10 protein-coding genes and 2 pseudogenes are annotated in these 14,074 nt (G+C 38.3%); 11 read left to right on the top strand and 1 reads right to left on the bottom strand.

Annotated elements, in window-relative coordinates; genetic code table 11:
* Nucleotides 1-52: 52 nt before the first annotated feature.
* Nucleotides 53-286, bottom strand: a pseudogene (rpsM, locus tag RMO03_RS04490) (30S ribosomal protein S13); the annotation flags it as partial.
* On the opposite strand from rpsM (RMO03_RS04490), the gene rpsM (RMO03_RS04485) reads away from it, so the two are divergent.
* From rpsM (RMO03_RS04485) to RMO03_RS04435, 11 genes and pseudogenes are all read left to right on the top strand, one after another.
* Nucleotides 272-631, top strand: coding sequence for a 30S ribosomal protein S13 (gene rpsM, locus RMO03_RS04485; protein WP_309640894.1), 360 nt, complete (start codon nucleotides 272-274; stop codon nucleotides 629-631). The pseudogene rpsM (RMO03_RS04490) and the gene rpsM (RMO03_RS04485) overlap by 15 nt on opposite strands.
* 8 nt (nucleotides 632-639) lie before the next feature.
* A complete protein-coding gene (gene rpsK / locus RMO03_RS04480) occupies nucleotides 640-1,023 on the top strand; it encodes a 30S ribosomal protein S11 (protein WP_298222627.1) in 384 nt (127 codons plus the stop codon).
* Nucleotides 1,024-1,114: 91 nt separating this feature from the next.
* Nucleotides 1,115-1,720: a 30S ribosomal protein S4 gene (rpsD, locus tag RMO03_RS04475; RefSeq protein ID WP_309640893.1), complete on the top strand. Its 606-nt coding sequence runs from the start codon at nucleotides 1,115-1,117 to the stop codon at nucleotides 1,718-1,720.
* 20 nt (nucleotides 1,721-1,740) lie between these two features.
* A complete protein-coding gene (locus tag RMO03_RS04470) occupies nucleotides 1,741-2,733 on the top strand; it encodes a DNA-directed RNA polymerase subunit alpha (RefSeq protein WP_298222631.1) in 993 nt (330 codons plus the stop codon).
* A 61-nt stretch (nucleotides 2,734-2,794) separates the two neighbouring features.
* Nucleotides 2,795-3,250: pseudogene (gene rplQ / locus RMO03_RS04465) on the top strand (50S ribosomal protein L17); the annotation flags it as partial.
* Between the two features lie 487 nt (nucleotides 3,251-3,737).
* Nucleotides 3,738-4,847, top strand: a complete 1,110-nt coding sequence (carA, locus tag RMO03_RS04460; protein ID WP_309640892.1) for a glutamine-hydrolyzing carbamoyl-phosphate synthase small subunit — start codon at nucleotides 3,738-3,740, stop codon at nucleotides 4,845-4,847.
* A 115-nt stretch (nucleotides 4,848-4,962) separates the two neighbouring features.
* Nucleotides 4,963-6,249 (top strand): phosphopyruvate hydratase, encoded by a 1,287-nt coding sequence (gene eno, locus RMO03_RS04455; RefSeq protein WP_309640891.1) that lies wholly within the window; start codon nucleotides 4,963-4,965, stop codon nucleotides 6,247-6,249.
* A 156-nt stretch (nucleotides 6,250-6,405) separates the two neighbouring features.
* Nucleotides 6,406-8,922, top strand: coding sequence for a T9SS type A sorting domain-containing protein (locus RMO03_RS04450; protein ID WP_309640890.1), 2,517 nt, complete (start codon nucleotides 6,406-6,408; stop codon nucleotides 8,920-8,922).
* Nucleotides 8,923-8,959: 37 nt separating this feature from the next.
* Entirely contained in the window at nucleotides 8,960-11,164 is a 2,205-nt protein-coding gene (locus tag RMO03_RS04445; RefSeq protein ID WP_309640889.1) for a T9SS type A sorting domain-containing protein, read from the top strand.
* A gap of 190 nt (nucleotides 11,165-11,354) precedes the next feature.
* A complete protein-coding gene (locus RMO03_RS04440; RefSeq protein ID WP_309640888.1) occupies nucleotides 11,355-13,295 on the top strand; it encodes a tetratricopeptide repeat protein in 1,941 nt (646 codons plus the stop codon).
* Between the two features lie 11 nt (nucleotides 13,296-13,306).
* Nucleotides 13,307-14,068 (top strand): LytTR family DNA-binding domain-containing protein, encoded by a 762-nt coding sequence (locus RMO03_RS04435; protein ID WP_309640887.1) that lies wholly within the window; start codon nucleotides 13,307-13,309, stop codon nucleotides 14,066-14,068.
* Nucleotides 14,069-14,074: the final 6 nt, after the last annotated feature.

Raw genomic sequence — 14,074 nt, 5'->3', positions numbered from 1 at the left:
GATTCAACGATAACTTTACGTTTTTTTGTAGTTGCTTTAGCCATATTACTTATTATTTAGTTGCTTTTTTCTTGTTAGCAACAGTTTTTCTTTTTCCTTTTCTTGTTCTAGAGTTATTCTTAGTTCTTTGACCTCGTAAAGGAAGTCCTGATCTGTGTCGAATACCTCTGTAACATCCAATGTCCATTAAACGTTTGATGTTTAAGGAAACTTCTGAACGTAGTTCACCTTCAATTTTGAAAAATGATACAGCATCACGAATTCCTCCGATTTGATCATCATCCCAAAAAACAAAAGAGGAGTTATCGCTTTAACCTACATCTTCGGAATAGGTAAAAGTAGAGCAATTGAGATTTTAGAAAAAGCTCAAGTAAGCCAAGATACTAAAGTACAAGATTGGAATGATGATGAAATCGGAGCAATTCGTGAGGCTGTATCATTTTATAAAATTGAAGGTGAACTACGTTCAGAAGTTTCTTTAAACATCAAACGTCTTATGGACATCGGATGTTACAGAGGAATCCGTCACAGATCTGGTCTTCCACTAAGAGGGCAAAGAACTAAGAACAACTCTAGAACTAGAAAAGGTAAAAGAAAAACTGTTGCGAACAAGAAAAAAGCAACTAAATAATAAGTAATATGGCTAAAGCAACAACAAAAAAACGTAAAGTTATCGTTGAATCAACGGGTGAAGCTCATATTAGTGCCACTTTCAACAACATCATTATTTCATTAACCAACAAAAAAGGGGAAGTGATTTCTTGGTCTTCAGCTGGGAAAATGGGTTTCAGAGGTTCTAAAAAGAATACTCCGTACGCAGCTCAAATGGCAGCAGAAGATTGTAGTAAAGTAGCGATGGAAGCTGGACTTAAAAAAGTGAAAGTATATGTAAAAGGACCAGGTAACGGACGTGAGTCTGCGATCAGATCTTTGCATAACAGTGGAGTAGAAGTAACCGAAATTATCGACGTTACTCCAATGCCTCACAACGGATGTCGTCCTCCTAAAAGACGTAGAGTTTAATACTCAAAATAATTATAGTATAACCTAGATAGAATTAAGATTATCGAAGGATAAGACCTGAATTCATAATCTCTATCTTAAACAATTTAAAATGGCAAGATATACTGGTCCAAGTACAAGAATCGCACGTAAATTCGGCGAAGCAATCTTCGGAGAAGACAAATCCTTCGAAAAAAGAAATTACCCACCCGGACAACACGGGATGGCTAAAAAAAGAGGTAAAAAATCGGAATATGCTGTCCAATTAATGGAAAAGCAAAAAGCGAAATATACCTACGGAATCCTTGAAAAACAATTCAGAGGCCTTTTCGAAAAAGCATCTGCAGCTCGTGGAGTAACAGGTGAAGTTTTAATCCAACTTTGTGAAGCAAGACTTGACAACGTAGTATTCAGAATGGGCATCGCTCCATCAAGAAGAGGCGCACGTCAAATCGTTTCTCACAGACATATTACCGTAAATGGTGAATTGGTAAACATTCCATCATACCATTTAAAACCTGGCGATAAAGTAGCCGTTCGAGAAAAATCAAAATCAGTAGAAGCTATCGAGCGTTCATTGTCAAATTCATCTCATGTATATGAGTGGATTACTTGGAACAACGATACTAAAGAAGGTGTTTTTGTTTCGGTACCAGCAAGATTGCAAATACCGGAAAATATTAAAGAGCAGTTAATCGTCGAATTGTACAACAAATAATAATTGACTTAGTCGAAATTATGGCAATATTTAATTTTCAGAAGCCCGATAAAGTGATCATGATCGATTCAACCGATTTTGAAGGTAAGTTTGAATTCAGACCTTTAGAACCTGGTTACGGATTGACCGTTGGTAATGCACTTAGAAGAGTAATGCTATCTGCTTTAGAAGGATACGCAATTACCTCTGTTAGAATTGAAGGTGTAGACCACGAATTTTCTACTATCTCAGGAGTTGTTGAAGACGTTACCGAAATCATCCTTAATTTGAAACAAGTGCGTTTCAAACGTCAGATTGAAGACGTAGATAACGAATCTGTTACAATTTCTGTTACAGGAAAAGATCAACTTACAGCAGGTGATTTTCAAAAATTCATCTCAGGTTTCCAAGTACTGAACCCAGAATTGGTAATTTGTAATTTAGATAGCAAAATCAAACTTAATTTCGAATTAACCATCGAAAAAGGGCGCGGTTATGTTCCTGCAGAAGAAAACAAAAAACAAAATGCCGCTATCGGTACTATTTTCACAGACTCTATTTTTACGCCTGTAAAGAACGTAAAATACGCTATCGAAAATTTCCGTGTAGAGCAAAAAACGGATTACGAAAAACTAATTTTCGAAATCAAAACTGATGGGTCGATCAATCCTAAAGATGCTTTAACTGAAGCAGCCAAAGTTTTAATCCACCACTTCATGTTGTTTTCTGACGAAAGAATCACTTTAGAAGCTGACGAAATTGCACAAACGGAGTCTTACGACGAAGAATCATTGCACATGCGTCAATTGCTTAAAACAAAATTAGTCGATATGGATCTTTCGGTTCGTGCACTAAACTGTTTGAAAGCTGCTGAAGTTGATACACTAGGAGACTTAGTGTCTTTCAACAAAAACGACTTAATGAAGTTCCGTAACTTCGGTAAAAAATCTTTGACAGAATTAGACGAATTGGTCGCTGTTAAAAATTTAACCTTCGGAATGGACTTAGCCAAATACAAATTAGATAAAGAATAAATGACTTCATATTTTGCTCTCCAAAGCGGATTGAGCAAGATGAAGTTTTAAAAAACACGTCATGAGACACGGAAAAAAATTCAATCACTTAAGCAGACAGAAAGGTCACAGAGCAGCTATGCTTGCTAATATGGCTTGTTCTCTAATCGAGCACAAACGTATCAACACCACTGTAGCTAAAGCCAAAGCGTTAAAACAATTCGTTGAACCGCTTATCACAAAATCAAAAGAAGATACAACCCACAACCGTCGTATTTGTTTTTCTTACTTGCGTAGCAAATATGCCGTAACTGACTTGTTCAGAGACGTAGCTGCTAAAGTAGGCGATCGTCCGGGTGGTTACACACGTATCATCAAAGTTGGAAATCGTCTCGGAGATAACGCTGATATGGCGATGATCGAACTTGTAGATTTCAACGAACTATACAACGGAGGTAAAAAAGAAGAGAAAAAAGCGAAAAGCCGTCGTGGTGGAAAAGCTAAAGGTGCTACTACAGCTCCTGCTGCTCCAAAAGCCGCTCCGGTTGCTGCAGCTCCAGAAGCAAAAATCGAAGAAGCTCCAGTTGCTGAAGCACAAGTTGAGGAAACTCCAGTTGCAGAAGTACCAGCAGTCGAAGAAGCTCCGGTTGCGGAAACTCCAGAAGTTACACCAGAAGCTGAGGCTCCAGAAGCTCCAGCCGCTGAGGATAACACCGAAGAGAAAGCTGAATAATGAAATTCATCACTCAATAAAAATCAAGGATAAACTTTTAAAGTTTGTCCTTTTTTTTTGCCCCGTCATTGCGAGCAAAGCGAAGCAATCTGTTCACAATAATGATGGTAATTATAAGGAGCCGGGAACCTGCTTTCCACTAAATCTTTTGCGCCGAACAACGGCACAAAAGGATATCGTTCCAATCAGGGCTAGGGCCTCCGTAATGTTCAAAAGTTTTAATAAACCTTTGCGTCTCTGCGCCTTTGCGAGCCAATAAATAAATAAATTTGCAACACAACAACTAACTACAATGAACTATAATACAAGACAACCAGCTATTTTATTGCTTAGCGACGGCACCATCTTCCACGGTAAATCTATCGGAATCTCAGGAACCACGTTCGGCGAAGTCTGCTTCAACACCGGAATGACGGGCTACCAAGAAATCTTCACCGATCCATCGTATTTCGGTCAAATCATGGTCGCCACCAACCCGCACATCGGCAACTACGGCGTCAACGAAAACGAAGTCGAATCCAATTCCATCAAAATCTCAGGATTGGTCTGCAAGAATTTCAGTTTCCATTATTCAAGAGAAGACGCCTCAGAAAGCCTAGAAGATTATTTCAAAAAACAAAACCTAATCTGCATTTCTGATGTAGATACGCGCGCACTAGTAAGTTACATCCGAGACCACGGCGCCATGAACGCAGTAATCTGCACCGATGAAACATCCATAGAAGATTTAAAAATGCAACTAGCCAAAGTACCCGACATGAAAGGCCTCGAACTCGCTTCCAAAGTATCCACAAAACAACCTTATTTCTTCGGAAACGAAACCGCCAAATACAAAATATCCGCGCTCGATTTGGGCATTAAGATGAATATCCTGCGCAACCTAGCCAAACGCGATTGTTACATCAAAGTGTTTCCCTATGATGCAACGTTTAACGATTTAGCCGAATTCAATCCCGATGGTTATTTCCTATCGAATGGCCCTGGAGATCCCGATCCGTTATTCGGAGCCATTCAAGTAGCCAAAGATATTCTCGAAAACAATAAACCATTATTTGGTATATGTCTCGGGCATCAAGTTATCGCATTGGCGAACGGAATCCCAACCTATAAAATGTTCAACGGACACCGTGGCATTAACCATCCCGTAAAAAACATTATTACAGGAAAAGGCGAAATCACTTCACAAAATCATGGCTTCGCAGTCAATAAAGAAGCACTAGAACAACATCCAGAAATGGAAATCACCCATTTGCATCTCAATGACCAAACCGTTGCCGGCATGCGCATGAAAAGCAAAAATTGTTTCTCCGTGCAATACCATCCTGAAGCCAGCCCCGGACCGCACGATTCATCGTACTTATTTGATCAATTCATAGAAAACATACAATCTCATAAGAACTAAATCGTTATCGTTAATAACATTCATTATTTAAAAAGAATCATGATTGAAGATTAAATATATTTGTAAATCTTAAAATCTAACGATCCAAAAATCTAATAATCCAAAAATCCAAAACATGAGCATTATAATCAAAATCCACGCAAGACAAATTTTCGATTCCAGAGGAAATCCTACAGTTGAAGTTGATGTGATCACCGAAAACGGCGTTCTCGGAAGAGCCGCAGTGCCTTCAGGAGCTTCAACCGGAGAACACGAAGCAGTAGAATTGCGTGATGGCGGAAAAGCATTCTTAGGAAAAGGTGTTTTGAAAGCTGTTGAAAATGTCAATACCAAAATAGCCGAAGAATTACTCGGAACATCAGTCTTTGAACAAAATCTAATCGACAAAACGATGATCGATTTGGATGGCACAACCAACAAATCAAACTTAGGTGCGAATGCCATTCTCGGGGTTTCTTTAGCCGTTGCGAAAGCCGCCGCAAACGAATTAGGATTGCCTTTATACCGCTACGTGGGTGGTGTTTCAGCCAATACACTTCCAGTGCCAATGATGAATATCATCAATGGTGGTTCGCATTCCGATGCGCCGATTGCGTTTCAAGAATTTATGATCATGCCAGTAAAAGCAACATCATTTTCACAAGCCTTACAAATGGGAACGGAGATTTTCCATCATTTGAAAAAAGTATTGCACGACCGTCATTTGTCAACAGCCGTTGGTGATGAAGGTGGATTTGCCCCTAACCTTGCTGGTGGAACCGAAGATGCTTTAGATACTATTAAAAAAGCCGTAGAAAATGCAGGTTACAAATTCGGAGATGAAATCATGATTGCATTAGATTGCGCCGCTTCTGAGTTTTACGTGAATGGAAAATACGATTACACCAAATTTGAAGGCGAAACAGGAAAAATCAGAACATCAAAAGAACAAGCAGAATATTTAGCCGAACTCGCTGCAAACTATCCAATCATCTCGATTGAAGACGGCATGCAAGAAGACGATTGGGACGGTTGGAAATACTTAACCGAACTCATCGGAAATAAAACCCAACTCGTTGGTGATGATTTATTCGTAACCAACGTAGAGCGACTTTCAACAGGAATCGAAAAAGGAATCGCAAATTCTATTCTTGTAAAAGTAAACCAAATCGGAACTTTAACAGAAACGATTGCTGCCGTCAATATGGCGAAAAATGCAGGTTATACTTCTGTAATGTCACACCGTTCGGGAGAAACCGAAGACAACACGATTGCTGATTTAGCAGTTGCATTGAATTGCGGTCAAATCAAAACTGGTTCTGCTTCGCGTTCGGATCGTATGGCGAAATACAACCAATTGCTACGCATCGAAGAGGAATTGGGCGACACCGCTTATTTCCCGGGATTGAAAGCATTCAAATAAAATTTTATATTTTTAAAATAAAACCTGATTGGGAAACTAGTCAGGTTTTTTGTTTTACATACAATTGCAAATTCTAAATCAAAGCAGTCGAATTCTAATTCAAATTCGAGGCTGTTTAATTTTAAGTTATATTTGTTGTAAACCAATACCCGCATTATGAAAAAACTATACTTTCTTTTATTGTTTTTTACAACGATGATTCAGGCGCAGATTGTCAATATTCCGGATCAGGCTTTTAAAAACGCGCTGACAAACGGTTTGTGTGTGGACGACAATCTTGACGGCTCACTAGATCGAAATGTTGACACAAATCACAACGGGGAAATTGAGCTTTGGGAAGCACAATCGGTAACAGGGCTTTATTTACCGGATGCCTACATTACAAGTATGATTGGCATCAGTGCTTTTACCAATCTTAAAATACTGTATTGCTATTCCAATTTGCTAACTTCATTGGATGTGTCTGCTCTGACGCAGCTTGAATATCTCGAATGTGAACACAATGACATTACCAATCTTAACATTTCAGGGTTAACAGCATTGAAAACCTTAATCTGTGTAGACACCGACATAACTTCATTGGATCTCACTTCATTTCCCAACCTTGAATATCTGGATTGTACCGCTACCCAATTGTCAAGTCTTAATGTCAGCGGATTACTTCATTTGAAATACTTAAGAGGTAACTCAAACCCTTTGACCAATCTCGACTTAAGTGGATTGGTGGCATTAGAAAACGTTGAAGTCAGTTATGGTCATTTAACCAGTCTAAATCTTACCGGACTGGTAAATCTTAAAAAACTGTATTGCGAACAAAACCAATTGGAGCATCTTAATCTCAACGGGTTGAATGCATTGGAAATGTTGAAGTGTTTTGATAATCTGTTTACAACTATTGATCTTTCGGGTTTGTCGAATTTGGAGTTTATTGAATGCCATTCCCCTTATCTGACCAGCCTTGATTTGTCTGGGCTTCAAAGCCTGAAAAGGGTATTTATCGGCTGGAGTACGAACCTGACTAGCTTGAATGTAAGCAATCTGCCAAACCTTGAATCTCTCGATTGCATGGTAGCGCAAGTAACGACTTTAGACCTTTCCGATTCGCATCATTTGACTTATTTGAATTGTTCACACATGAATCTGGAGACTTTATTTATCAAAAACGGAAGCGATGAATATGTAGACATTACCGATTCCATCTTGTTGAATTATGTCTGTGCCGATGAAAGCCAAATCGCAGCAATTCAAGAATTCGTCGATACAGACACGATATTCCACTACTACAACGGAGATCTCGTCATCAATTCGTATTGTTCGGTTGCTCCAGGCGGAGATTTCAACACGATTGTCGGAACCCTGAAATTCGATGCTAATGGCAACGGTTGCGACGCGAACGACATCGCATTGCACAATCTAAAAGTTACTATAGACGATGGAATGACTCAAGGAACGTCATTCGCTAATGGTAACGGACAATATACTTTATACGCTCAAGTTGGAAGTTTTGTAGTGACACCCGTGATCGAAAACCCAACATGGTTTAGTTTTGCGCCACCAACAGCAACGATTCCATTCGCAGATAATAACAATAATACCGCAACACAAGATTTTTGTGTGACACCAAACGGTTTTCATCCCGATATAGAAGTTATCATAGCACCTTTAACCAGCGCACGACCAGGATTTGATGCGAGGTATAAAATCACCTACAAAAACAAAGGCAATTACGCCTATGCCGAAGGTATTGTTGGACTTCAATTCTATGACAATGTTCTCGATTTTATTTCCGCTTCGCAAACTCCGATGACACAATCGTTCGGACAGCTCAATTGGAATTTCACCAATCTGATGCCTTTCGAATCCAGAAGTATCGAGGTCACTTTTAATGTTAATGGACCGATGGAAATACCCGCAGTCAATAATGGAGATTCTTTGAATTATGTCGTATCATCATTTCCATCAGAAGTCGATGAAATCCCACAAGACAATACTTTTGCCTACCATCAAACTGTCGTAGGTTCTTTCGATCCAAACGATAAAACCTGTCTTGAAGGCAATGTTATTGCGCCAGAAATGATTGGAAACTACCTGCATTATAACATCAATTTTGAAAATACAGGAAACGCACCGGCTGAAAATATCGTTGTCAAAGACATTATCGACACAACGAAATTCGACATCAGTACTTTGCAGATTCTAGACGCACCGAATGCCTCGATAATAAAAATCACTGGAAACAAAGTAGAGGTTATTTTTGATCATATCAATTTAGAACCTGCAGCACATGGCCATGTATTATTTAAAATCAAAACCAAAGGCGATTTGGCTGTGGGTAGCACCGTTTCGAACAAAGCGGAAATCTATTTCGATTATAATTTTCCAGTGGAAACCAATACAGCAACTTCTACGTTTCAATTGTTGAGTAACGCCACTTTTGAAACCGATAATTCTATTACGGTTTACCCAAATCCAACAAAGAATCAAGTTTCGGTTAGTGCCGATAATATTATAAAATCAATACAATTTTTTGATGTCCAAGGAAGGATAATGAATACCATTTTGCCTAACGATACAAAAGCAAATCTCGATATTGCGACATATTCAAGAGGAATCTACTTTCTGAAAGTGTCTACCGATAAAGGAATTAAAACCCAAAAAATCATTAAAGAATAAATACAGCAGTAACTTTCAAAGTGTAAATTGATTAAATATGAAAAAACTATACTTTCTTTTGATTTTTATTGGTTTTGTTACCCAAGCACAAATTGTGAATATACCGGATTCTGTATTTAAACAGATTTTGGTTTCGGCTAATTATAATAATCAAATTGCATCAGCCAATGAAGGTGGTGCCTACATGACTATTGACAGCAATAATGATGGGGAAATTCAAGTGGATGAGGCACTAATGGTAAGAGGTCTGAATCTTGAAGGTTATAACATCAGTAATCTCACCGGTATAGAATACTTTACGAACCTTATCAACTTAAACTGTAAAAATAATCACCTGACGCAACTCGACCTTTCGACACTAGACCATTTAAGCGGACTCAACTGTTCTTACAACCAACTTACAAATCTTGTCTTGCCTCATTGGGTATGGTATTTATATTGCGACCACAACCAATTAACCAGTTTGGATTTGACGAATTCTCCACATGTTATCAATTTTGATTGTAGTGACAATGCACTTACTTCTCTGACTTTTGCACCAGATAATTTTTACTTGATGCATATCTTCTGCGACAATAACCAACTGACTACATTGAATACGGACGAATTGCATAAATTATATACGGTAAGATGTCGCAACAATGCGATTACGTCTCTGGATTTTCAGTACAATCCACATTTTTGGGCTTTACTTTGTAATGACAACAACCTAAACTTCATCAATCTAAAAAACGGAACCAATATGATTGATGATAATTCAAGCAATTCTTTCTATAATAATCCGAACCTGAGAAGTATTTGTGTCGATGAGACCGAAGAAGATTACATTTTGACTTTGTTAGCGCAAAGCGATATGCAGAACGTTTCGGTAAGTACTTATTGCTCGTTTTCGCCTGGCGGCAGTTACAACACCATTGCTGGATCTGTACGTTTCGATACCAATGCAGATGGATGCAGTCCAAGTGACCCTGGTCTTCATAATATGAAGATTGATATTATTGATGGAGTCTCTTCAGGTACTGCATTTACCTCGGTAAACGGAGGATATACTTTCTACGTTCAGCAGCCCAACCTTATACTTATGCCCATTTTTGAAAACCCAATTTATTTTATCGTTGATCCAGTTAGTGCGACAGTGAATTTCCCATCAAATAGCAACAGTACTCAAATCCAAGATTTCTGCATTACCCCCAATGGTTTTCATCCCGATATAGAAGTTATCATAGCGCCACTAAGCAATGCACGCCCTGGTTTCAATGCAGCTTACCAAATTACCTATAAAAACAATGGGAATTATACCTATCCGGAAGGCATTGTTGGTTTTCAGTTTGATGATTCGGTATTGGAATATGTGGGTGCCAATCAAGTTCCGTTGACACAAGCAACCGGGCAACTCAACTGGAGTTTCTCTAATCTGTTGCCGTTTGAATCACGAAGCATCATATTAAACCTGCATGTCAACAGCCCGACGGAAGTACCTGCTGTCAATATTGGTGACGCATTAAGTTTTACCGCTTCGTCTTTTCCATCTGAAGTGGATGAAACTCCGTTCGATAATACTTTTACGTTTCAACAAACCGTTACTGGTTCGTTTGATCCGAATGATAAAACCTGTCTTGAAGGTAATATCATTAGTGCTGAAAATGTCGGGAACTACCTGCATTATAACATCAATTTTGAGAATACTGGAAACGCACCGGCTGAAAGTATCGTGGTCAAAGACATCATCGACACCACGAAATTCGAAATCAGTACTTTGCAGATTCTAGATGCACCGAATGCATCAATAATAAAAATCACAGGAAACAAAGTAGAAATTATTTTTGATCATATCAATTTAGAACCTGCAGCACACGGACATGTATTATTTAAAATCAAAACCAAAGGCGATTTGGCTGTGGGCACTACGGTTTCGAACAAAGCGGAAATCTACTTTGATTATAATTTTCCGGTGGAAACCAATACGGCAACTTCTACGTTTCAATTGTTGAGTAACGCCGATTTTGAAGCTGACGATTCGGTTGTTGTCTATCCGAATCCTGCGAACAACGCCGTTTCAGTTACTGCCAACAGTACCATAAAATCAATTGATATTTTTGATGTTCAAGAAAGGATAATGAGTACCAGTTTAATCAGCAATACAAAAGCAAACCTCGATATTACGACTTATTCAAAAGGAATCTACTTTCTGAAAGTGTCTACTGATAAAGGCATTAAAACCCAAAAAATCATAAAAGAATAGTATTGAATCTGCTATGGTATTAACCTTTCAATTCATCATTTTGAGTTGAAAGGTTTTTTTATGCACACCACCTAATTGGAATAATAGCCCAAAACCCGCAATTGCTAAGTCAAACCGATGCAATACTAAATAGCCCCATTTTATACAATCATGTTCCTATATATTTGTATGGAAATTAAATCGGACTATTGTGAAAAATATCAACAGCATATCGTTTCTCCTTTTCCTCACGAGCATGAGTGTGTTTTCGCAATCGTCTGCTACGGAAGTTGATAGTTTGAAACGCGTACTTTCGGTAGTCAAAATTGATACGGCTAAAGTCAATGTGTTGAATAGTATTGCCGATAAGTACAAAGAATCCAATCCAGATTCAACCGCTTTTTATGCTGTCAAAGCAGCAGCGTTAGCACAACATACAAATTATAATTTTGGGCTAGCAAATGCTTACATCAATTCAGGAAACTCGAATATCATTTTAGGAAATTACCGCCAAGCCAATCAATACTTTGGAAAAGCACAAGCAGTTTTTGAAATGTTGTTGAACGCTGATTCTGAAATCGAAATCAAAAGAATTCAAAATGGTTTGGCTAGAGCTTTTGCAAGTCAAGGTATTGTTTTTTCTCAAGAAAGCAATTATTATATGGCTTTGGAAATGTATCAAAAGGCTTTGAAAATCTATCTTGAAATTGGTCAGAAAATCAATATTTCAAAAGCGTATAACAATATTGGAATCGTCTACAAATCGCAACAGAATACTACCAAAGCGTTAGAATATTTTAAAAAAGCATTCCAACTTCAAGAGGAAATTGGCGAACAAACGGCCGCAGTGACTTTAACCAACATTGGTGTTATTTATGCCGAACAAGGCAACAAAGAACAAGCGTTGCAATATTATCTGAAAGCGGAAAAGCTATTCGAAAAAATGGATAACAAACGTGGCTTTGCACTGTTGAATAATTATTTCGGGGATTATTATAAAGCGCAAAAAGACTATGCCACAGCAACAAAATATTACACGACCGCTTTGTCAATGTATGAGGAAATGCAGAGCAAATTTGGAGCTTCGCTAGTATTGTATAATTTGGGGCAACTGAATGCAGATTTGAAAAAATACGATGAAGCCATAGCATTCACAATAAAATCATTAGACTACGCCAAAGCCATTGGTATCTTAGACCAAACGTATCATTCAGAAAAATTACTCAGCGAGTTGTACGGTTATAAAAATAATCTTGAACTGTCGTTCTTCCACTACAAAAACTACATCGCAGCGCGCGACAGCATTACGAATCAGGAAAACAACAAAAAAATCCTGCGCTCGGAAATGGAATCAGAATACAAAAGAAAAACCGCCATCTTATCCGAACAATCGAAAAGAAATATGCAGTTGACGATTTTCTCAATCATTGGTGTTTTTCTATTGTCAGGATTGATTTTCGTAACCTACAACCGCAGACAAATCAAACGGCGATTGACTTTACAAAAAGAAGTAGCGGAGTACGAACAAAAAGCGTTGCACTTACAAATGAATCCACATTTTGTGTTCAATTGTTTGGGGTCGATTTCGAGTTTTATTGTACAGAACGGTACTGATTCGGCTTTGAAATATTTGTCTAAATTTTCAAAACTCATGCGGCTCACACTCGAATATTCTAAAGGTTCGTTGATTCCGATTGATAAAGAAATTGAAAGCTTGCAGAACTATCTAGAACTCGAGCAATTGCGGTTCCACAACAAGTTTGTATTTTCAATACAATCGAGCGATAAAGTTGAGTTTAATATGGGAATTCCGCCATTACTCATTCAACCTTTCGTAGAAAACGCCATTCTTCACGGCATGGTTCCCAAAGAAGGCAACGGAAAAATCGATGTGCATTTCGATGTGCAAAACGGACAATTCATTTGCAGTATTGCGGACGACGGCATTGGACTTTCAAAATCGAAACATCTCAAAGAAGATTCGGTAACCGCACACAAATCGATGGCTTTAGAAATCACTAAGAAACGATTGGAAATTATGGAAGCCACAACATTAAAATCCGCACAAATCGAAATCCAAGAACTAACCAACAATAATGAAGTGATCGGAACCAAAGTGATTTTAAGATTACCCATTCAATACATACAATAAAAGCCAACAAAATGATCACAGCAATACTCATAGACGACGACAAACATTTACGCGAAGGACTAAAAGCACTTTTGGCGCGCTACACCAATGACATCAACATTATCGGGGAAGCCGAAAGTGTGAAAACAGGCATCGTAGCGATCGAAAAACTGCAACCACAAGTCATTTTTCTCGACATTCATTTGAGTGACGGAACCGGTTTCGACATTCTAGAACGTTTGAAAAAGACCAACGGAAAAATCGCATCGCACATCGTTTTCATTACGGCTCATGAAAAATACGCAGTCAAAGCGTTCAAGTTTAGCGCGCTCGATTTTATTTTAAAACCAATCGACCCTGAGGAATTGCAGCATTCGATTGTGAAGATTAAGGAAATTTCGTCTTCGATTAAATCGTTCGATCATATCGATTTGTTGCTCGAGAACATTCGAAAGAAAGTCGATAACTTCAAACGGATTGCGCTTTCCACGAGTGATGGCATCCATCTTTTTGAAGTCGCAGATATTATCCGATTGGAAGCCAAAGGCAATTACACCGAATTTTTCATCAAGAATCACAAGCCGGTGCTGATTTCAAAAACATTGAAAGAATACGAAGAAATGCTAACCGAGCAAGGATTTGAAAGAATTCATCAGTCGCATTTGATTAACCTTTCGTTTCTAAAATCCTACATCAAAACCGATGGTGGTTATGTGATTATGGCCGACAATACCAACATTCCGATTGCACAGAGTAAAAGAGAAAAATTGCAAGAACTGATTAAAGCACTTTAAAAAATA

This window comes from Flavobacterium sp. (assembly GCF_031411595.1).
Classification (GTDB): Bacteria; Bacteroidota; Bacteroidia; order Flavobacteriales; family Flavobacteriaceae; genus Flavobacterium.
This window is presented reverse-complemented; position numbering and strand designations above follow the sequence as displayed.